Below are 20,411 nucleotides of genomic sequence, written 5' to 3'. Positions count from 1 at the left end.
GGTGACACACCGCGAAGCGGTGATCACCCAGAGTGGATCACCCGGTCCCCTTAAGGCTCCCTTAAGGCCTGGCTAATCCACCCGCAGGGAGGATCCGCACGCCCGCCGGCACGCGTACGGCTCGCCTACGAGAACTTCGCCTTCCCCGGCCCCTCCTCGACGAAGCTGCGCATCCCGCGCTCGCGGTCCTCGGTGGCGAACAGGCCCGCGAACCAGCCCCGTTCGATGGTCAGCCCGGTGTCGATGTCGGTCTCCAGCCCCGCGTCCACGCACTCCTTGGCGGCGCGCAGCGCGAGGGCCGGGCCCTGCGCGAGCTTCGCGGCCCAGGCGTGCGCCTGCTCGTAGACCTCGGCGGCCGGTACGACGCGGTCGACGAGGCCGAGGGCCAGCGCCTCGTCGGCCTTGACCATGCGCCCGGTGAAGATGAGGTCCTTGGCCTTGGAGGGGCCGATCAGCCGGGACAGCCGCTGGGTGCCGCCCGCGCCGGGGATCAGGCCGAGCAGGATCTCGGGCTGGCCGAGCTTCGCGTTGTCGCCGGCGATCCGGTAGTCCGCGCACAGGGCCAGTTCGCAGCCGCCGCCCAGGGCGTAGCCGGTGACGGCCGCGACCACGGGCTTGGGGATCCGGGCCACGGCGGTGAAGGCGTCCTGCAGTCCGCGGGACCGGGCGACCATGGCCGCGTGGTCCATCGTCTGCATCTCCTTGATGTCCGCGCCGGCCGCGAACACCTTCTCGCCGCCGTAGAGGACGACGCTGCGGACGTCGGCCCGGTCGGTCGCCTCGACGGCGAGCTCGCGCAGCCGGTCCTGGGTGGCGATGTCCAGGGCGTTCATGGGCGGCCGGTCCAGCCGGATGACGCCGACGCCTTCGGAGACTTCGAGAGAGATGGTCATACGGGAAGGTTAGCGCCGGTTAACGCCGAGTGGCCCGGTGCTGTGGGTCACAGCACCGGGCCACCGGAACTACGTACGGGAGGGTGTTACTTGATCCACTCCGCCCAGTCCATGTTCCAGCCGTTGAGGCCGTTGTCGGGGGCGACGGTCTTGTCCTTGGAGTTCTTCACGACGACCACGTCACCGATGATCGACTCGTCGAAGAACCAGGCGGCGGGCTGGCTGCCGTCACCGGCGCCGCGCACGTCCTTCAGGCCCACGCAGCCGTGGCTGACGTTCTCGGAGCCGAACGTGCCGGACGAGGCCCAGTAGTTGCCGTGGACGAAGGTTCCGGAGGTGGTCAGCCGCATCGCGTGCGGAACGTCGGAGATGTCGTACTCCCCGCCGAAGCCGACGGTGGCGCCGTTCATCCGGGTCACCTTGTACTTCTCGCTGATGACCATCTGCCCGTTGTACGTGGTGTTCGCGGGGGCGCCGGCGGTGATCGGGATGTTCTTGATCTCCCCGCCGTCGCGGACCACGCTCATCCGGTGCGCGGCGGCGTCGACCGTGGTGACCTGCGAGCGGCCGACCTTGAAGGTGACCGTACGGGTCTGCTTGCCGTAGACCCCCGGGCGGCCTTCGACTCCGTCGAGCGCCAGCTTCAGGGTGACCTTGGTGCCCGCGGCCCAGTACTTCTCGGGGCGGAAGTCGAGGCGGTCGTTGCCGAACCAGTGGCCCTCGACCGGGACGGCGGGATCGGCCGTCACCGTGATCGCCTTCTCGACGGCCTCGGGGTTGGTGATGCCGCGGGAGAAGTTGATCGAGACCGGCATGCCCACGCCGACCGTCGATCCGTCCTCGGGGGTGTACTGGCCGATGAAGGTGTTGGCGGGCGTGAGGGTCGTGAAGGTGGTGTCCTTCGCGGACTCGCGGCCGGCCTCGTCCTTGGCCACCGCGTGCACCTTGTACTCGGTGGCGGAGGCGAGGTTGCGGGCGGGCTCCCAGCTCGCGCCGTCCGCGGCGAGCTTGCCCTCCACCGCGTTGCCCTTGGTGTCGGCGACCGTCACCGTGGTGAGCTTGCCGCCGGTGCTGGTTATCTTGAGGATGCCGCTCGTCGCGACCTCCTTGGCCCCGTCGTCCGGCTTGACGCTCACGACGGCCTTCGACGCCTCGGTACCGGTCGTGCCGGTCACCCCGTCTCCGCCACCGCTCCCGTCGTTGCCGCCCGCGTTTCCGCCACCGCTGCACGCGCTGGTGAACAGCAGGGCCGCGCCCAGCAGGAGGGCCGGCAGGCCGGTGCGGGCGCGGCCGCGTATCGGCTGCAGGTTCACTCTCGTTCTCCCCATGTCCCCCGCGCGCGGACAGTCGCGCGCTTATTCGCCAGGAAATCACATGGTGGATCACGAGACAGTACGGTCGTGTCACCGTTCCGTCCCAAGAGTGGTGCGGGGAGCGGGAGTCAGTCCTCCGTGCCGGGCTTGGCGCCCCAGACGTAGACGGCGTCGCCCTCGGTGAGCAGGTCCCACAGCCTCCGCGCGTCGGGGACGGTGAGGTTGACGCAGCCGGCCGAGCCGCCGTGGGCGTACAGGTCGCCGGGGCGGCCGTGCAGGGCCTGGCCCGCGTCGAAGAACTGCGCGTAGGGCATGGGCGCGTCGTCGTAGAGCGTGGACACGTGGTCCTCGCTGCGCCAGTAGATCTCGTGCCAGCCGGGACGGGTCTCCTCCTCGTCGCGTCCGGTGCGGACGGGCACGGGCGGGAAGACCACGGTGCGGCCGCGCTGCACCCACAGGAGCTGGCGCTCCAGGTCCACGCAGGTCACCCGGTGCGAACGGACCGGGCAGTCGCCGGCGGCGTTGGGGTTCGCGCGGGCGGCGACGGCGATCATGGTGCGGAAGGTGGCCAGGCCGGCGTAGCCGTCGGCGGGCCGGATCCCGTGGGCGCGCTGGAAGGTGCGGATCGCCTCGCAGTCCCCGGCGTCCTGCGTCCCGTCGGCCGCCCGGCCCACGTGGCCCTCCAGCTCGCGCTGGTAGGGGCCGGTCCCGGCGGTGCACGCCCGCGCTTCCCCGGCCGGGGACGACGCGGCCGGGCCGGGCGTGGGCGCCGGAGCCGCCGCGGCTGCCGCCGACGGCGGGGCGAGGGCGGTCACCGCGAGGAGCGCGGCCGTCGCGGCCGCCCTGCCGATCGCGCCCGTGGCGGCCGCCTGGTCCCCTGTGCGCATACGGGCCTCCTCGCGCCCGCCGGCCGGGCCGTCGGATCCGAGCCAACCGGACCCGCCCGGCCCCGTCGCGCCGGGTGGGCCGGCAGGGTCACCGGCCCACCCGGGCGGGCTACTCGGGCGGGCTACTCGGCGGGCCGCTTCGGGCTGTTGCCCTTGCCGCCCTTGTCGCCCTTGCCCTTGCCGCCCTTGCCCTTGCCGTGGTCGTCCCGCTTGTTCTCCAGGGTGATGATCACCCGGTGGTCCGGGGTGTTCCCGTCCAGGCGGAGCGGACCCGTGACCCGGTTCCGCGGCAGGACGTAGCCCTCCGGCACGGCCGTCTCGACCACGTAGTACGAGCCGTCGTCCAGGCCCGGGAACGCGCAGACCCCGTCCCGGTCGGTCGCGCAGCCCTGCGTCACCTTGCGGTCCGGGTTGATGCCCCGCGTCTGGAGGCCGGTGGTGCCGTTGGTCTCCTTCCACACCTCGAACACCGCACCGCGCAGCGGACGCTTGGTCTTCGCGTCCTTCTTCATGACCTCGATCGAGCGGTCCTCCTCGGGGTCCTCGCTCCGCTCGTCCGTGACGCCGACGACGAGGCCCGTCGTCACGTGGCGCTCGTCGAGGTCGAACGGCGTGACCGGGTCCGCCGGCAGGTCGTAGCCGGCCGGGGGCTGCGTCTCCCGCCAGTAGTACCGCTCACCGACGGGGAGCTGGACGGTGCAGCTTCCCTGTGCGTCGGTGGTGCAGGACCCGGCGAGCTGCACGTCGGGGTCCGCTCCGGTGGTCTGCAGGCCCGTGACGCCGTTGGCCTCGCGCCACAGCTCGAAGCGGGCGCCGGGCAGCAGGGCCCCGCCGTCCGCGTCGGACTTGCGCAGCACCACCTCGGCGCTGCCCGGGAGCTTCGCGTTGCTCATCTCCGCGTTCACGCCGGCGGTGGCGTTCTCCTCGGTCAGCGTCAGTTCGGCGACCGGGTCGCCGGACAGCTGGTAGCCGTCCGGGGCCTTCGTCTCGCGCCAGTAGTACGTGCCGAGCGGGACGGTGCGGGAGCAGACGCCGCTCGCCGGGGTCACGCAGTCGGCGACCTTCGTGTCCCCGCCGGGGCTGGTGAACTGGGCTCCGGGGGTGTTGTTGGTCTCCCGCCACAGCTCGTACGTGGCTCCGGCCAGCAGGTTGTCCGCGTCGTCCCGCTTGGTGACGGAGACGGCGCCCGTGACTGGGCCCGGGTTCCCGCAGTCGGGCAGGTCCCCGTCGAAGGGGTACGCGTGGAACTCCTGGCCGCCGCCCCCGCTGCTGGTGTGGACGAGCTCGCCGGTGGTGAAGAAGCGGCCGTTGGTCCCGGGCAGGGTCACGGTGGTGCGCGAGGCCTGCTCGCCGACGAGCACGCTGCCCTGGAACTGTCCGGTGCCCGCCAGCTGGACGGCGGTGGCGTCGGGGAAGTTCCACAGGAGCCGGGTGCGGTAGCCGTTCCAGGGGTCCGCGCCGGGTCCGGTGTCGACGATGCTGCCGCCGTAGGTGTTGATCGTGCGGCCGGCGCCCAGGACGTTGACCAGGACGGTGGCGCCGGCGGGGATCCGGTCGAAGCGGATGCCGATGGCGCCGCCGCTCCCGCTCACCATGTCGAAGTCCACGGTGAAGACCTGGAGCGGGGAGGTGTTGTCCCCGGTGAAGACGGTGGTGCCGTCCTGGTTGACGGCGGTGCCCGTGGCCGGGCGCGGGCTGCCGTCGACCCGGGCGTAGCACCGGCTGGCCGAGGTGAGCTGGTCGCGCAGGCCGGCGTACGGGGTGACCGCGGCCGGGTCGGACACGAGCGTGCCGGTGACCGTGCCGGGGCCCGGGGCGGTGCCCGCGTGCCGGACGACGCCGCCGTCGGAGATCAGCCGCTGGTTGGCGGCGATGGTGACGTTGCCTCCGGTGGTGAGGAAGTCCGATCCCGCCGGGGGCCTCACCAGCGAACCCGCGCCGACGACCCCGATGTTGTACCCGCCGCCGCCCGCCGCCAGGTTCTTGTTCTGGTCGAAGCTGCCGAGGACGACGACCTTGCCCTCGGCCTCGGCGGCGCGCTCGCGGACGAGGAAGTCGGCGCCGACGAAGATGTTGATGCCCTCGTCGTAGCCGTTGGGGTCGGTGCCGACCTCGATCGGCGGGAACGGGTCGGGGCAGCCGGCCCCGATGCAGGGGCCGAGCCCGCCCGGCAGCGGGGCCCGCAGGGCCGCGGCGGCCTGCCGGGGCTGTACCGGCTGCTGCCCGCCGGGGCCCGGCGCGGCCGGCGCCGCCAGGGCCGCCGGGGCTCCTGCGGCCAGTACGGCCCCGAGGGCGAGCCCCAGGGGTCCGAGGGTCCACTTCCTTGCTGACATGACGCTCCGTCCGTTGCCCGCCGCCGCGTGCGGGCGGGCCCGTACAGGCTGGCGGCGGGCTCCGGCGAGCCGGACGGACCGACACTCCCCCGCTACGGCATTCCGGTACGACAATCACTCGACTGGGGTGTCGGGTGCGGGGAACGCCGGGTGGAGGGGGACATGACGGCAGGTCAGCCGATCGCGGAGCCCGCGACCCAGGCGGGCCAGGACATGTTCCAGCCGCCCAGTCCGTTGTCCGGAGCGACCGTCTTGTCCTGCGAGTTCACGACCTCCACCACGTCGCCCACCAGGGTCCGGTCGAAGAACCAGCCGGCCGGGGTGTCGGAACCGCCGCCCTTGTTGTCGCGCAGGCCGATGCAGCCGTGGCTGACGTTGGTGGAGCCGAAGGTGTCGGGGCTGGCCCAGTAGTTGCCGTGCAGGAAGGTCCCGGAGCGGGTGAGGCGGATGGCGTGCGGCACGTCGGGGATGTCGTACTCGCCGCCGAAGCCCACGGTCTGCCCGTTCATGCGGGTGACGTCGAAGAGCTCCATCACCACCATCTTCCCGTTGTAGGTCATGTTCTTGGGGGCCCCGGCGGTGATCGGCACGGTGGACAGCAGCTCACCGTCGCGCCGGACCTCCATGGTGTGCGCGGCCGCGTCGACGGTGGAGATCTGGGAGCGGCCCACGGTGAAGCGCAGGGTCTTGTCCTGGATGCCGTAGGAGCCGGGCGCTCCCTCGACGTCCCGCAGGCCGATCTTGACGGTGACCTCGGTGCCGGGCTTCCAGTAGGCCTTGGGCCGGAAGTCCAGGCGCTCGTCGCCGAACCAGTGGCCCACCACCTCCACGGGCGGGTTCGAGGTGATCGTGATGGCCCGCTCCACGTCGGCGCGGCGTTCGACGGACCGGCTGAACCCGAAGGAGATGATCATTCCGGTGCCGACGGTCGAGCGGTTCTCGGGCTTGAAGTAGCCGATGAACCGCTCCTCGGGAACGTAGGTGGTGAAGGTGGTGTGCCGGGCCTGGCGGCGGTTGTGCCCGTCGAGCGCGACCGCGTCCACGGTGTACTTGGCCGCGAGCGAGAGCCGGCCCTGCGCCGGGTCGGGGCTCCAGCTGAGCCCGTCGACGGCGATGGCGCCGGGCACCTGCTCCTGCTGCGCGTCCTCCACCTTCGTGACCACGACCCGCTCCAGGCGCCCCTCGGGCACCGTGACCGTCAGCGGGCCCTCGGCCGGCACCCCCTTCGCGTTGTCGTCGGGGGTGATCCTGATCGCCTCGTCCGGTGACCGGGGTTTGCCGGGCAGCTGGATCTCGATCGGGGAGCCGCCGTTCCCGGTGCATCCGGCCAGGCCTCCGAGGAGGCCCGCCCAAACCGCCACGGCGGCCAAGCCCGCCCCTGCCCGCCTCGTCAGAAAAGTCACGCAACTCCAACGACCGGGCCCCTCCGGGGGAAACGTGGGCGCGGCCCACGTTCCAGGCAGGACAGTCCGGGCAGAACAGTGGGAAGGACCAGACGGGGGCGGGCCCCGGCCGGGACGCCGGGGCCGCATCTCCCCCACCCCCGCAGGTACCGAGAGCCGTGGAGGCGGGCAGTGTCGAGCGCAGCCGAGCAAGAGGCGGAGGCCCTGGCCGGGGTCGAGACCGGAACCGGGGCCGGCCACGGGACGGGGAACGGCAACGGGACGGGACACGGCAACGGAAGCGGGCCGGGAGCCGCCAACGGGAGCGGGCACCCGGCCGGACAGCCCTTGGGGCTGATGGAACCGCAGGTCAGAGGCCATGCCGTGGTGAGCCGGGGGCTGCCCGGGCCGCCCGTGTGGCCCGGGTCCTCACATCCGCTGGGGGCCCGGTTCCACCAGGGTCCGGACGGCACGGCCGGGACCAACTTCGCGCTGTGGGCCCAGGGCGCGGAGGCGGTGGAGGTCTGCCTGTTCGCGGAGGACGGCTCCGAGAGCCGCTGCGCGCTGACGGAGCTGACCCACGAGATCTGGCACGGCTTCCTGCCGGGCGTGCGCCCCGGGCAGCGGTACGGATTTCGGGTGCACGGGCGCTGGGACCCGTGGACGGGGGCCCGGCACAATCCCGCGAAGCTGCTCCTGGATCCGTACGCGCGGGCCGTGGACGGGGAGTTCCTGCTGCCGCCCGAGGTGTACGGGCACGTCCGCGACTGGCCCCAGCAGTACATCGCGGACACCGTGCGCGACGACCGCGACTCGGCCCCGCACGTCCCCAAGGGGGTCGTGGTCCACGATGACGACGACTGGGCGGACGACGTCCGGCCGAAGACCCCGTGGGCCGATTCGGTCATCTACGAACTGCACGTGCGCGGGTTCACGATGCGTCACCCGGGCATCCCGGAGCACCTGCGCGGTACGTACGCGGGCCTCGCGCACCCGGCGGCGATCGAGCACCTGACCGGGCTCGGGGTGACGGCGGTGGAGCTGCTGCCGGTCCATCAGTTCGCCCACGAGGACCACCTGCTGCGCCGGGGCCTGCGCAACTACTGGGGCTACAACTCGATCGGCTACTTCGCCCCGCACGCGGCGTACTCCTCCAGCGGGACGGCCGGCCAGCAGGTCGGCGAGTTCAAGCGGATGGTCAAGGCGCTGCACGCCGCCGGGATCGAGGTCATCCTCGACGTGGTCTACAACCACACGGCGGAGGCCGGCGAGCTGGGCCCGACGCTGTCGCTGCGCGGGATCGACAACCGGGCGTACTACCGGCTCCAGTCGGACCAGCGGCGGTACGCCGACTACACGGGCTGCGGCAACACCCTGCACGCCGGGCGGCCGCACGTGCTGCGCCTGATCACCGATTCGCTGCGGTACTGGGTCACCGAGATGGGGGTGGACGGCTTCCGCTTCGACCTGGCGGCGGCCCTGGCCCGCTCGATGCACGACGTGGACATGCTCTCGCCGTTCCTCGCGGTGATCGCCCAGGACCCGGTGCTGCGGCGGGTGAAGCTGATCGCGGAACCCTGGGACGTGGGCTCGGGCGGGTACCAGGTGGGGGCGTTCCCGCCGCTGTGGACGGAGTGGAACGACCGCTACCGGGACGCCGTTCGGGATTTCTGGCGCGGCGCGCTGCCCGACGTACGGGACCTCGGGTACCGGCTGTCGGGATCGAGCGACCTGTACGCGTGGGGCGGGCGGCGGCCCTACGCCTCGGTCAACTTCATCACCGCGCACGACGGTTTCACCCTGCGCGACCTGGTGTCGTACGAGTCCAAGCACAACGAGGACAACGGCGAGGCGGGCCGGGACGGGACGAACGACAACCGGTCCTGGAACTGCGGGGTGGAGGGCGAGCCCGAGGAGGGCACGGATCCGCGGATCGCGGCGCTGCGCCGGCGCCAGCTGCGCAACCTGCTGACCACGCTGCTGCTGTCGACCGGGGTGCCGATGCTGGTGGCGGGCGACGAGTTCGGCCGCACGCAGGGCGGCAACAACAACGCGTACTGCCAGGACAACGAGACGAGCTGGGTGGACTGGTCGCTGCTTCAGGACCCGTCCTGGCAGGCCCTGCTCGCACTGACCCGGCGGCTGCTGGCGCTGCGCCGGGCCCATCCGGTGCTGCGCCGCCGGGCGTTCTTCTCGGGGCGCTCGCAGGGGGCGGACGGGCTGCGCGACCTGGCCTGGTTCACCCCGGCGGGGGTGGAGATGACCGAGCGGGACTGGTACGCCCCGGCCGGGTCGGTGGGTCTGTACCTGTCGGGGCAGGACATCCCGGGCCGTGACGAGCGCGGGCGCCAGGTCACGGACGAGAGCTTCCTCGCCCTGCTGCACGCCGGGGACCGGCCGGTGTCCTGGACCCTGCCGGGGCCGCCGTGGGGCCGGGCGTACGAACTGGTCCTGGACACCTCCCGGGAGGACCAGGCGGCGGCGCCCGCCACCGTGCACCGCGGGGGCGGGAGCGTGACGGTGCCGGCCCGCGCGGTGCTGCTGCTGAAGGTGGTGGGCGGGGGCGCGTAGCGCGTCGGGGGCGGTTCCCCGGGCTCCGCATCGGGCGGACCCGGGGCCGGAGCCGTCGGACGCCCTGCGATGATGTGCCCTTCGTACGCACGCACACATAGACGGATGTTCGAGGGGTTGTGTCGATGGCGAGTGTCGGGACCGCGCTGCGGGAGCTGCGCGGGGCGCAGAAGTCGGCGAAGGGGGTGTCGCTCTACTCCCGGTTCGTCAACCGGCCCGTCGGGCGGTACCTGGCCGCCGGATCGTACGCGCTCGGGCTCACCCCGAACCAGGTGACGCTGATCAGCGCCGCTCTGAGTTTCGCGGGCGCGGCCGCCGTCGCCCTGGCCTCGCCCTCGTGGGGGCTGGGGATCGCGGTGTGGGCCCTGCTCGCCGTCGGCTTCGCCTTCGACTCCGCCGACGGGCAGCTCGCCCGGCTCCGCGGGGGCGGCAGTGCGGCGGGCGAGTGGCTGGACCACGTCGTGGACTGCGCGAAGCTCACCGCGCTGCACACCTGCGTGCTGATCGCCTTCTACCGCTTCCCCGAGGCCTACGGGGTCGGCGGCGGGGCGCACGGAGCCGCCTCGGCCGGCTGGCTGCTGGTGCCGCTGGGCTTCCAGCTCGCCGCGGTGGTGACCTTCTTCGGGGGGCTGCTGACAGAGAAGCTCAAGCCGAAGCCCGCGCCGGGCAGTGCGGCCGCCGCGCCGTCGAACCTGCGTGCGGTGGCGCTGCTGCCCGTGGACTACGGGGTGTTCTGCCTGGTGTTCATGCTCCTCGGCGGGGGCGCGGCGTTCCGCTGGGCGTACGCCGGAGCGGGCGTGATGGCCGCGCTGTTCCTGGTGGCGTTCCTCGCGAAGTGGTTCCGGGAGCTCAGCGCCGTACCGAGGTGAGCGAGGTGACCGGGGCGGGCGCCCGAAGCGGTGTCGCCGCCGGGCCGCGGCCGGGCCCGCGGCCCGGCTCCGGCCCCGCTCAGCCCCGCTGTTCGGTGGCGAGCTGTTCGGTGGCGAGCGGCTGGGACAGCACGTCCAGGGCCCGGCGCAGCTGGGTGCTGGAGGTGTGGACCGTGTACGGGAAGTAGACGACCTCGACCCCGTGCACGGCGAAGTCCTTTTCCAGCTGGTCGCCCTTGGGGGTGCCGCGCCAGTCGTCGCCCTTGAATATCACGTCGAAACGGACTTGTTTCCACGTTTCGACCTTGTCCGGGACGGTCTCCACGAAAGCCGCATCCACGTACTGGACGCTGCGGACGATCTCCAGCCGCTCGACGAGCGGAATCACCGGGCGGCGCCCCTTGGCGAGTTCCGCCATTTCGTCGGACACGACCCCCGCCACCAGGTAGTCGCACTGACTCCGGGCATGGCGAAGGATGTTGAGGTGTCCGATGTGGAAGAGGTCGTAGGCACCCGGCGCGTAACCGATTCGGTGAGGTCTACGCCCACCCTCGACAAATTCGGACATATCCTTCTCCGTCACGTGATATCCCCCAGAAGCCGCACACCTCGGTGTGGCGGATTAGCAGACAATAGCGTGCACGTTCCCTGTGTTGCCGGTGAACGAATAGGGTGACGTGCGCATCATCCTGGTGAGAGGGGGACGTCCAGTGTCGAAATCCGGTCAGCGGCGCCTACTGCTGGTTTCCACGAATTACGCCCCTGAGCACACGGGCATCGGCCCGTACGCCACTCAGATCGCGGAGCACTGGGCGGATCTCGGTCACGAGACCCACGTCCTGGCGGGCATGCCCCACTACCCGGCGTGGTCCGTCGAGCCGGAGTACAAGGGGGCGCTCCGGCGCACGGAACAGCGCGCGGGCGTGACCGTGCACCGGCGCGCGCACACCGTTCCCCCGCGCCAGACCGCCGTCCGCCGGGCCCTTTTCGAAGGATCGATTCTCCTCCACGGCTCCGTGGCCCCGCCCCGGATGGGGAAGCCGGACGCGGTCCTCGCGCAGATGCCGAGCCTGGCGGGCGGCCTGCTGGCCGCACGCCTCGCGGCGCGCTGGAAGGTCCCCTTCGTCCCGGTCGTCCAGGACCTGATGGGCGCCGCCGCCGCGCAGAGCGGGATCAGCGGCGGGGACAAGGCGGCCAAGTACGCCGGGCGGGCCGAGGCCCACGCCCTGAAGCGGGCCGCCCTCGTCGGTGTGATCCACGAGACATTCGTCGACCGGGTCGTCGGCATGGGCGTGGACCCCGGCCGGATCCGGCTCGTCCCGAACTGGTCCCACGTGGCGCTGCCCACCAAGCCGCGCGGCCGCACCCGCCACCACCTCGGGTGGGCCCCCCACCAGACCGTCGTCCTGCACTCCGGGAACATGGGGCTCAAGCAGGGGCTGGAGGTCCTCGTCGGCGCCGCCCGGCTGGACCCGAGCGTCCGGTTCGTCCTGATGGGTGACGGCAGCCAGCGCTCCGCGCTGGCCGACCTGGCGGCCGATGTTCCCAACCTCGACATCATCCCCCCTGCCGCGGACGGAGAGTTCCCCGATATCCTCGCCGCGGCGGACGTGCTCGCGGTCACGCAGCACGCCGCCGTGATGGACATGAGCGTGCCGTCCAAGCTCACCTCGTACTTCCAGGCGGGCCGTCCCGTCGTGGCCTCCGTCGCGGCACTGGGCGGAACCGCCCAGGAGGTCGAACGCTCGGGCGCCGGGGTGCTCGTACCGCCGGAGAACCCGGAGGCCCTGCTCAAGGCCGTACGGGCGCTGGCCGAGGACCCCGCCGGCGCGGACGCGCTGGGGGCGGCCGGACCGCGCCACGTGGCGGCGCACCTGAGCCGTGAGGCGGGCCTGGCCCGCATCGACGCACTGATGGACGAAGCACTTGGGGGTCCCCGGCCGTGATCGAGACCAACCGCCCGGCAGCGGCTCCGGCCGAGGACGAACCGGACCTCCTCCGGGATCAGTTCAAGCAGCTCCTGCGCTACCGCCGGCTCCTCGCCGCGGGCGTGGGCATCGGCCTGCTCGGCGGGGTCTACCTCGGCGTCTCCACGGCGGACACCTACGTGGCCACCGCCGACATCGTGCTGCGCGCGCCCACCGACGACCCCTTCAACCCGAGCCTCGCCCCCGACAAGGCGATCAACATCGGCTCGGAGCGGCAGGTCGCGCTCTCCAGCTCCATAGCCAACGAGGCCGCGAAGAAGCTCGGGGTCTCGGCCGCCGACTTCTCGGCCCTGCGCGCCGGTCTGCAGGTGACCAACCCCCCGCAGACGATGGTGCTCCGCTTCACCTACACCGCCGCCACCCCCGCCGAGGCCGCCACGCGCGCCAACGCGATGAGCGAGGCCTACCTGCTCAAGCGGCAGGAGGCGCTCGACGTCACCCGCGACAAGATGGTCAAGGGCTACCAGGAGCAGCGCGACCCGGTGGCCAAGCAGCTCGAAGACCTGACCAAGCAGACCGCCGGCATGCCGGCCGGTCCGGCGCGGGACGCCGCGTACGCCGCCAAGACCGACCAGCAGAGCAAGATCAACACGCTCAACGGCAACATCGCCAAGCTCAAGGCCCTGGACATGACCCCGGGCCGGGTCACCAGCACCGCCGTCCCGCCGCACGGGGCCGACGGCCCCGGCATCGCCATGTCGCTCGCGCTCGGCGCCGCCGTGGGCCTGGCCCTCGGCCTGCTCGGCGCCTGGGTGCGCCTCGTCTTCGACCCGGCTCCGCGCTCCGAGGGCGACGTCGCCCGCGCCCTGCGCGCTCCCGTACTGGGCTCCCTGCCGCGGGGCAAGGCCGACGGCGGGCCGCTGCTCGCCGCGGGCGAGGAGGACCCCCGGCTGGCCGAGGAGTTCCGCTCGGTGGCCTTCCGGCTCGCCTACGACGCCCGGTTCGCGGACCGGCGCCGCCTCCTGGTGGTCGCCCCGCGCGGCAGCAGCGAGATCGCCGCCGCCGTGGCGGTGAACCTGGCCGCCTCCTTCGCGGAGACCGGCAAGGACGTGCTCCTCATCGAGGCCGACCTGCGCACCCCGGTGCTGGCCAGCCAGCTGCCCACCGACGCCTCCGGCCGGCCCAACTGGAGCAAGTCCAAGGGGGGCACGGCCGCCCAGCACGCGGAAACCGAGTGGCCCGACGGCCGCCAGCTCCTGGTGGACGCCGGGGAGTCGGGCACCTTCGACCTGATCCCGGGCGAGCGGGTGCGCAACGTGCCCCGCGCCCTGACCTCGCAGCGGGCCACCCGGCTGATCTCCGAGGCCGACTCCCCCAACTCCACCGTCGTGGTGCTCGCCCCGCCCGTGCTCTCGTACGCCGACGCCCTCGCGCTCGTCGACCGCGTCGACGGGGTCCTGGTGGTCTGCAACCCCGGCGCGGTGCGCCGCACCGACCTCTCCCGCATCCGCGAGCTGATCAGCGGGGCCGGCGGCACGGTGCTGGGCGCCGTCCTGCACGCGCCGCTGCCCGGCGAGAAGAAGCGCGGCCTGGGCCGCAGCCCCAAGGGCGGCGGCCCCGCCGCCGAGGACCCCCGGCCCGCGTCCTCCCCGCCCCCGCCCTCGCCCCGCTCGCGCGAGCCGCAGCCGATCCCCTACGAGGTGGCCGCCGCCGACGCCTCGCAGCACATCCCGGGCGACGGGACCGACACGGTCGCCCTGCGGACGGTCCGCACGGGCCGGCGGTGAGCCGGCGCTCCCTCGCCGCGGTCGCCTCGGTACTGGACCAGGCCGCGTCCAGCGCCACGAACATCCTGGTCCTGGTGCTGGCCGCCCGGCTCTCCTCGGCGGCCGGCTTCGCCGACTTCTCCATGGTCTACGTGACCTTCACCGTGCTGCTCGGCCTGAACATGGCCTACGTCGGCCAGACCCTGGTGCTGGAGAAGGACGACCGCGGCACCGGCAGCCTCGCCACCGCCTGCCGCTCGGGCCTCGCCTTCACCGGCGCGGCCTCGGCCGCGGTGGGAGCCGCACTGGCCCTCCTCGGCCTGCTGCTGCCCGGGGCGACCGGGTGGGCGTTCCTCGCGCTGGGCCTCGTCCTGCCCCTGGTGCTGCTGCAGGACGGGCTGCGCTACTGCTTCTCCGCCCTGCGGGCTCCCGGCCGGGCCCTGGCCGCCGACGCGCTGCGCCTGGCCTGCGTGGTGACCGCGCTGCTGCTCCAGCCCGAGGGCTCGCCGGCCGGGCGGCTGGTCCTGGTGTGGGGGGTCTCCGCGCTGCCCGCGCTCGCGCTCGGCCTGTGGCTGCTGCGGCCCTCGGTGCGGGGCGCCGCCACGGAGCTGCGGCCCTATCTGCGGCGCGGCTATCTGGGACAGCGCTTCGTGGTCGAGTTCGCCGTGGGCAACGGCTCCAGTCAGCTCGCCGTCCTCGGGCTCGGCGTCTTCGCGACCCCGCTGGCCGTGGGCGCGCTGCGCGGCGCCACCACCCTGTTCGGGCCGCTGAACGTGCTGTTCAACTCCGCGAACTCCTTCGGCCCGCCCGTCGTCGGCCGGGCCTCCGGCAAGCGGGGCGTGGTCCGGCTGACCGCCCTGATGGGCGGCGTGCTCGCGGTGACCGGCGCCGCGTGGGGGGCCGTGCTGTACGCGCTGCCGGAGCGGGCCGGGCGCGCACTGCTCGGCGACACCTGGCGGGCGGCGGCCGCGCTGCTGCCCGCGACGGGCGCGCAGTACGCCGTCATGGGGCTGGGCACCTGCGCGCTGCTGACCCTGCGGGTGCTGAACCCCAGGGCCACCCTCTCGCTCCAGGTGGTCTTCTCGCTGCTGTCGGTCGGGCTGCTGCTGGGCGGGTACGCCGTCTGGGGCGTGGCCGGGGCCGCGTGGGGCCTCGCCCTCGGCTCCGCCGCGAAGGCCGCGGCGGCCTGGCTGCGCGTGGCCCGGCTGCCGGCCCCCGAAGCGGCCGCGCCCGCCGGCGCCGCCGAGGTCCGGGCGGCCTGAGGCACCGGGCCCGGGGCGGGCCCCCGGCGGGCTCCTGCGCGGGCCGGCTCAGGCCGGGGTGTCGCCGAAGCCCGCTTCGATCAGGCCGAACAGGTCCAGCATGGCCTGCCGCTGGTCCTCCTGGCCGCGGATCAGGCTCGCGGTGTCCATCACGAAGCGGGCCAGCGCCGCGGACCTGAGGTCGCCCTCGGGGGCTCCGGCCTCGGCCGCGATGGCGGCGGCGAGCGCGAACTCGTGGCGCCGCCACATCCGGTCCCAGTACTCCACCAGTTCCGGCGTCTCCCGCACCAGGGTGACGTGGGCGATCACCGCCGGGTCGTCGATCCGGCGGGCCGCCCGGGTCTCCACGAAGTGCTCGCGCAGGGAGTGCAGGACCGACTGCCCGGGCGCGCGGTCCCGTACCGCCGAGACGAGCGCGGCCTCGACGTCCTCGTCCTCGTCGAAGACCAGGGCTTCCTTGCTCGGGAAGTGCTTGAAGAGCGTGGTCACCGAGACGTCTGCCTCCTCCGCCACGTCGCGGACGCCGACCTTGTCGTACCCGCGCTCCAGGAACAGGCGCAGCGCGGCATCGGCCAGGGCCTTGCGCGTCTGGGCCTTCTTGCGTTCGCGGCGCCCCACTGTCTCGGTCATGGGACCACTGTACCGAGGGCACGTACTCGATGCACAAGTTGAGCTGCTGCACTTGCGGAGCGGTTACACGAACAGCCCCCGGCGTCAGCGCAGGGTGGTGGCCCGGTCCTGCCGGTACGTGGCCACGAGCGCCAGGCACATCCCCGCGATGGCGATCCGCCCCGAGGCCTGGAGCAGCGGCCCGCGCAGCAGGATGAAGGAGTACCCCGCGACCAGCGGGACCACCGTCGAGATCAGACTGCCCGGCGGCGAGCTGCGCCGCGCGCGCTTCGCGTAGCGCCGGTCGACGCGGGCGGCGGCGTACCCCATCCCCAGCAGCCCCGCCCCCATGCCCAGCGGCCCGAAGTCGATCCACAGCTCGGCCCAGATCGGGGAGGACAGGTTGGTGTTGACCGTGCCCATCCACTGGCCGACCATCACGCCGGTGTCGCGGGGCTTGCCCGACCACACCGAGCGCGGCACCGCGAAGAAGACCGATCCCGCGAGCTGGCGCCCGTAGGAATGGCCGGGACCGGAATCGGAGAAGGTGATGGTGTTCGCGAACATGCCGATCTGGTCGTAGTCCTTGAGCGCCATCGGCTCCAGGAACGAGGTCGTCTCGACCGGCTTGTAGTTCTTCTCGTCGTAGCGGAAGCGGTCCGCGAACGGGAAGACGAGGAGGGCGATCACCACGGCCATGGACAGCGCCACCCGGTACATCGCGGCGCTCACCGGGAAGACGGTGAAGAGCATCGCGAACATGACCGTCAGGAACCAGTAGCGCGGGTTCGAGATCGGATTGTTGACGATCAGGTTGAGGACCATGAGCGCCGACCAGGTGACGATGATCGACACCTTGCGGCGGGCGAACTTCGAGGTGATCAGCCACCGCGTGTACAGCAGCAGGGCCAGCAGCGCGGGGACCGTGCCGAAGCCGCGCAGCAGCGCCTGGCCCGCCTGGCCGTCCTGGGAGACGCCGGCCTCCTCGATGCCCGCGATGATCTCCTGGCGGCTGGAGAAGAACACCGCCGGGCCGCCCAGCTTCACGATCAGCGCCGCGCTGCCCAGGAAGGCCACGCCGGTCAGCAGGTACAGGCGCCGCCGGTGCGCCATGACCGGGCGCGGCTCCTTCAGCGAACCGCCCGCGCGGCCCGCCGGCCGGTGCCGGGCCAGCAGCACGCCCACGTCGAAGGCGGCGCAGCCCAGCAGGACCAGGCCGATGGCGGCGGTGAGGTCGGAGCGCGGTCCGACGACGGGGGTCGGCACCTGGCCGAGGACGGCCTGGGCGAGGGGGGCCACGCCCATGGCCATGTAGACGAAGAGCCAGAAGGAGCCCTGGAGCAGCTTGCGGCGGCTGGTCAGGACCATCGCCGAGAGCCGGGCGCCCGCGTACATGGTGAGCAGGAGCTGGAGCCAGAAGGCCGCGTCGTGCTGCCCGGCGCCGTCCTGCACCGCGACGAACAGCGGCAGGAAGACGGTGAACCCGAGGGCCAGCGGGACGGAGAGCGCCCGCGAGAGCAGCGTCCGCGGGGTGGTGACCCTGCCCCAGCTCTTCTCGTCGCCCGGCCCCGGCGGCACCGGCCGGGCGACGGTCGTGCGTATGTCGGTCGCCACGCTTGCCCCCACCCCCTGTGCCTGATTCGGGCGCAGTCTAGTCTGAGCGCTCGGGTGCCCGGGGAGGCGCCTTCGAAGGCGCCGTCGGGGGCCGGAGTTGCGAGGGGTTCCTGTGCGTGATCTTCCTGCCTTCACGCTGGCCGGATACGACAAGGGGCGCGGGCGGCTGACGCAGGCGCTCTGGTTCGCCGTGATGAACACGCTCTTCATGAGCTGGCTGTGCCCCGCCCGGCTGCGGGTCGCGCTGCTGCGCGCCTTCGGGGCGCGGATCGGCGAAGGGGTGCTGATCCGCCACAAGGTGCGGGTGCTGTGGCCCTGGAAGCTGACCGTGGGCGACCACGCGTGGATCGGCGAGGGCGCCTGGATACTCAACCTGGAGCCGGTGACGATCGGCGCGCACGCCTGCCTCTCGCAGGAGGCGCTGCTGTGCACCGGCTCGCACGACCACCGGGCCGCCGACTTCCGCTACCGCAACGCGCCGGTCACCGTCGGGGACGGCGCGTGGGTGGCCGTACGGGCCACCGTGCTGGCCGGCGTGACCATCGGGCGGTGCGCGGTCGCGGGCGCCGGGTCCGTGGTCCACAAGGATCTCCCCGCGCTGACCCTGCAGACCCAGGACGGGCACCGCCGCCCGGTCGAGGAGCCGAAGTGAGAGTCCTGCACGCCGTCACCCTGCACTCCCCCACGCACGCCTTCGGCGGGCCGGTACGGGTCGCGCTGAACCTGGCCAAGGGGCTGCGGGCCCGCGGGCACGAGGCGAACCTGCTGGCGCTGGGCGAGGGGTTCCCGGAGCCCTGGCCGACCTCGGTGGAAGGGGTCCCGGCGAAGCTGTTCCCCGCCCGGCGCCTGCTCCCCCTCGGCTTCAGCGGGATGACCTCGCCGGCCCTGCTGGCCTCCGCGGGCCGCCTGGTGCGGGGCGCGGACCTGGTCCACGTGCACCTGGCGCGGGACCTGGTCACCCTGCCCGTCGCCCTGGCGGCGCTGCGGGCCGGCACACCGCTGGTCCTGCAGACCCACGGCATGGTCGACCCGAGCGGGAAACTGCTGGCCAAGGTGCTGGACGCGCTGGCGGTACGCCGCCTGCTGCGCGGCGCCGACGCGCTGCTGTACCTGACCCCGCACGAGCGCGAGGGCCTCGACGCGGTGGTGGGGGCGCCGCCGCTCGCGAACACCGTCCGGCTCGTCAACGGCACCCCGGCCCAGGAGGAGCGGCCCGCCCTGTCCGGGCCCCCGCGGATCCTCTACTCTGCCCGCCTGCAGGCCCGCAAGCGCCCGGTGGACTTCGTGGACGCCGCCCCGGCCGTGCTGGCGGCGCACCCGGACGCGGAGTTCGTGGTGGCCGGCCCGGACGAGGGCGAGCTCGCGGCGGTCCGCGCCCGGATCGCGGAGCTGGGCCTGGACGCCCGCTTCACGGTCCCGGGCGCGCTGTCGGGCGCGGAGGTCCTGACGGAGCTGCGCCGCGCCCACGTCTACGTACTGCCCTCCGTGGAGGAGCCGTTCCCGATGTCGGTGCTGGAGGCCCTGTCGGTGGGCGTCCCGTCGGTGGTGACCCACTCCAACGGCCTGGCCCGCGACATCGCCCGCGCGGGCGCCGGCCGGGCGGTCGACCCGGGCCCGGCGGGCGTCGCGGAAGCGGTCCTGTCCCTGCTGGACCCGGCCGGGAACGCCACGTCCTCGAAGGCCGCCCGCGAACTGGCGGCGTCGGCCTTCTCGATGGACTCGGTCCTGGACACGCTGCTGGACGTCTACGAGGGCGCCCTGCGGCGGGGTTGACGCGCGGGGCCCGGCGTCGCGGGGCCGGGCTCAGAGCCCCCGGCGGGTTTCGTCGACCACCGGGAGGGCGCCGACGCGGCGGCGCTTGGCGATGCTCGCGTAGACCGCGAGGCCGATGACGCCCGCGACCATCATGATGACCCCGACCAGGTCGAGGTTGACGCTCTGCAGCTGCCAGTCGCTCGCGAAGGTGAGGATGGCCCCCACCACGATCAGGCCTATGCAACCGCTGATACCCCTCATGGGATTCGCCTCCACCATCGTGGACGGGGTACGGCCCCGCCCTGTGGAAGCGCGGATGCCCCCGATGCGGACACGAAAACGCCCCCGGTGCCCGGGAGTTCGGGCAGCGGGGGCGTTCGCGTTCGCGTCAGGGGCGTGCGCGTGGCGTCAAAGGCGTTCGCGTGGTGTCCGGGTTACGCCGGGATCCAGGCGTAGCAGCCGTTCGAGACGAACTGGGCCGTGCCGGCCGGGATCTTGGCCGTGATCCTGTCGCCCGGCTTCACCGTGGTCCCCGGGCCCGAGGCCAGGGAGGCGCCGTCCTTGCCCTTGGCCTCCCAGGTGCACGTCGCGCTCTGGGTCAGCGCACGGTAGGTGCCCGCCGCAGGGGACTGCTTCGTACCGTCCGGGAAGCCCTTCGACGCCGCGGCCAAGACGGGCTTCTGCTCCGGGCAGAGGTAGGTGATGGCGTCCTTCGCGCCCGGGATCTCCCCGGCCACCAGGGCGCCGACCGCCGCGTCCTTGTCCCGCTTCGCCGTGCGCTCCACCCGCTGGCAGGCCTCCTGGCCGCTCTGCAGGACGGCCGCCGGGTCCGTCTTCTCGGGGACGCGGCCGCTCAGGTACTGCTTCTGCGGCGCGGTGAAGCTGCCCGTCTTCGGGACGAGCTTCGTGTCCGGCAGGACGGGACCCGTCGGCTTCGCGTCCGCGGGCGGCTGCGACGGGGTGCCCGTCGCGTCGGCCGGGTCGGGCGCCGGGGAGGCGGCCGGCGGCTTGGGCGAGGCGGCCGCGGCTTCGGTCTTGCCGTCGCCGCCCGAACTGCAGGCCGTCAGCGTGAGGGCTGCGGCCAGCAGGACGGCCGCCGCCGCGGAGCGTCGGTACATGAGGTGGCTCCCGTACGTATGAAGAGGGGCGTAGGGGCCCGGCCGCCGCGGCGGCCGGGCCCCGTACTCCGTCAAGCGGTTACTTCGCGCCGAAGGTGAGGGTCAGCAGGG

At 73.2% G+C, this 20,411-nt stretch carries 17 protein-coding genes; 7 read left to right on the top strand and 10 right to left on the bottom strand.

Annotation, left to right across the window (positions count from 1 at the left end; translation table 11 throughout):
- Positions 1-125 precede the first annotated feature (125 nt).
- The 5 genes from ACWCP2_RS22935 to ACWCP2_RS22915 all read right to left on the bottom strand — a co-directional run bounded on the left by ACWCP2_RS22935 (position 126) and on the right by ACWCP2_RS22915 (position 6,796).
- Positions 126-893, bottom strand: a complete 768-nt coding sequence (locus ACWCP2_RS22935) for an enoyl-CoA hydratase/isomerase family protein (RefSeq protein ID WP_450910431.1) — start codon at positions 891-893, stop codon at positions 126-128.
- Between the two features lie 86 nt (positions 894-979).
- Positions 980-2,221, bottom strand: a complete 1,242-nt coding sequence (locus ACWCP2_RS22930; RefSeq protein WP_450910430.1) for a L,D-transpeptidase — start codon at positions 2,219-2,221, stop codon at positions 980-982.
- Between the two features lie 113 nt (positions 2,222-2,334).
- Positions 2,335-3,093, bottom strand: coding sequence for a L,D-transpeptidase family protein (locus ACWCP2_RS22925; protein ID WP_450910429.1), 759 nt, complete (start codon positions 3,091-3,093; stop codon positions 2,335-2,337).
- 122 nt (positions 3,094-3,215) lie between these two features.
- A complete protein-coding gene (locus tag ACWCP2_RS22920; RefSeq protein WP_450910428.1) occupies positions 3,216-5,426 on the bottom strand; it encodes a choice-of-anchor A family protein in 2,211 nt (736 codons plus the stop codon).
- Between the two features lie 173 nt (positions 5,427-5,599).
- The gene (locus ACWCP2_RS22915; protein WP_450910427.1) at positions 5,600-6,796 is read right to left on the bottom strand and encodes an Ig-like domain-containing protein; all 1,197 of its coding nucleotides are present in this window, start codon (positions 6,794-6,796) and stop codon (positions 5,600-5,602) included.
- 369 nt (positions 6,797-7,165) lie between these two features.
- Between ACWCP2_RS22915 and glgX the strand changes: the two genes are divergently transcribed.
- Both glgX and ACWCP2_RS22905 read left to right on the top strand, forming a co-directional pair.
- Positions 7,166-9,379 carry a glycogen debranching protein GlgX gene (gene glgX, locus ACWCP2_RS22910; protein WP_450910496.1) on the top strand — a complete coding sequence of 738 codons (2,214 nt, stop codon included), beginning with the start codon at positions 7,166-7,168 and terminating at the stop codon, positions 9,377-9,379.
- 125 nt (positions 9,380-9,504) lie between these two features.
- Positions 9,505-10,248: a CDP-alcohol phosphatidyltransferase family protein gene (locus ACWCP2_RS22905; RefSeq protein ID WP_450910426.1), complete on the top strand. Its 744-nt coding sequence runs from the start codon at positions 9,505-9,507 to the stop codon at positions 10,246-10,248.
- Positions 10,249-10,327: 79 nt separating this feature from the next.
- Here ACWCP2_RS22905 and ACWCP2_RS22900 read toward each other — a convergent pair whose 3' ends face one another.
- A complete protein-coding gene (locus tag ACWCP2_RS22900; RefSeq protein ID WP_450910425.1) occupies positions 10,328-10,816 on the bottom strand; it encodes an adenylyltransferase/cytidyltransferase family protein in 489 nt (162 codons plus the stop codon).
- Between the two features lie 172 nt (positions 10,817-10,988).
- Here ACWCP2_RS22900 and ACWCP2_RS22895 point away from each other — a divergent pair, with 172 nt between their 5' ends.
- The 3 genes from ACWCP2_RS22895 to ACWCP2_RS22885 are packed head-to-tail and all read left to right on the top strand — an operon-like array spanning position 10,989 to position 15,204.
- Positions 10,989-12,194, top strand: a complete 1,206-nt coding sequence (locus tag ACWCP2_RS22895; protein WP_450910495.1) for a glycosyltransferase family 4 protein — start codon at positions 10,989-10,991, stop codon at positions 12,192-12,194.
- On the top strand, positions 12,191-13,963 hold the full coding sequence (locus ACWCP2_RS22890; RefSeq protein WP_450910424.1) for a lipopolysaccharide biosynthesis protein: 1,773 nt from the start codon (positions 12,191-12,193) through the stop codon (positions 13,961-13,963). Before ACWCP2_RS22895 ends, ACWCP2_RS22890 begins: the two co-directional genes overlap by 4 nt.
- Positions 13,960-15,204: a hypothetical protein gene (locus ACWCP2_RS22885; RefSeq protein WP_450910423.1), complete on the top strand. Its 1,245-nt coding sequence runs from the start codon at positions 13,960-13,962 to the stop codon at positions 15,202-15,204. Before ACWCP2_RS22890 ends, ACWCP2_RS22885 begins: the two co-directional genes overlap by 4 nt.
- A gap of 48 nt (positions 15,205-15,252) precedes the next feature.
- Here the strand turns inward: ACWCP2_RS22885 and ACWCP2_RS22880 are convergent, their stop codons facing one another.
- Positions 15,253-15,834, bottom strand: a complete 582-nt coding sequence (locus ACWCP2_RS22880) for a TetR/AcrR family transcriptional regulator (protein WP_450910422.1) — start codon at positions 15,832-15,834, stop codon at positions 15,253-15,255.
- 84 nt (positions 15,835-15,918) lie between these two features.
- A complete protein-coding gene (locus tag ACWCP2_RS22875; protein ID WP_450910421.1) occupies positions 15,919-17,427 on the bottom strand; it encodes a hypothetical protein in 1,509 nt (502 codons plus the stop codon).
- A gap of 112 nt (positions 17,428-17,539) precedes the next feature.
- Between ACWCP2_RS22875 and ACWCP2_RS22870 the strand changes: the two genes are divergently transcribed.
- A complete protein-coding gene (locus ACWCP2_RS22870; protein ID WP_450910420.1) occupies positions 17,540-18,079 on the top strand; it encodes a WcaF family extracellular polysaccharide biosynthesis acetyltransferase in 540 nt (179 codons plus the stop codon).
- Positions 18,076-19,200, top strand: a complete 1,125-nt coding sequence (locus ACWCP2_RS22865; protein WP_450910419.1) for a glycosyltransferase — start codon at positions 18,076-18,078, stop codon at positions 19,198-19,200. Before ACWCP2_RS22870 ends, ACWCP2_RS22865 begins: the two co-directional genes overlap by 4 nt.
- Positions 19,201-19,230: 30 nt before the next feature.
- On the opposite strand, the gene ACWCP2_RS22860 is transcribed toward ACWCP2_RS22865, so the two are convergent.
- Both ACWCP2_RS22860 and ACWCP2_RS22855 read right to left on the bottom strand, forming a co-directional pair.
- A complete protein-coding gene (locus tag ACWCP2_RS22860) occupies positions 19,231-19,443 on the bottom strand; it encodes a hypothetical protein (protein ID WP_450910418.1) in 213 nt (70 codons plus the stop codon).
- A gap of 173 nt (positions 19,444-19,616) precedes the next feature.
- Complete coding sequence (locus ACWCP2_RS22855; protein ID WP_450910417.1) at positions 19,617-20,300, bottom strand: hypothetical protein; 684 nt, start codon at positions 20,298-20,300, stop codon at positions 19,617-19,619.
- Positions 20,301-20,411: the final 111 nt, after the last annotated feature.

This window comes from Streptomyces sp. NPDC002104, from assembly GCF_053593795.1.
The sequence above is the reverse complement of the archived record's forward strand: the minus strand, read 5'-3'. Positions and strand labels throughout refer to the sequence as shown.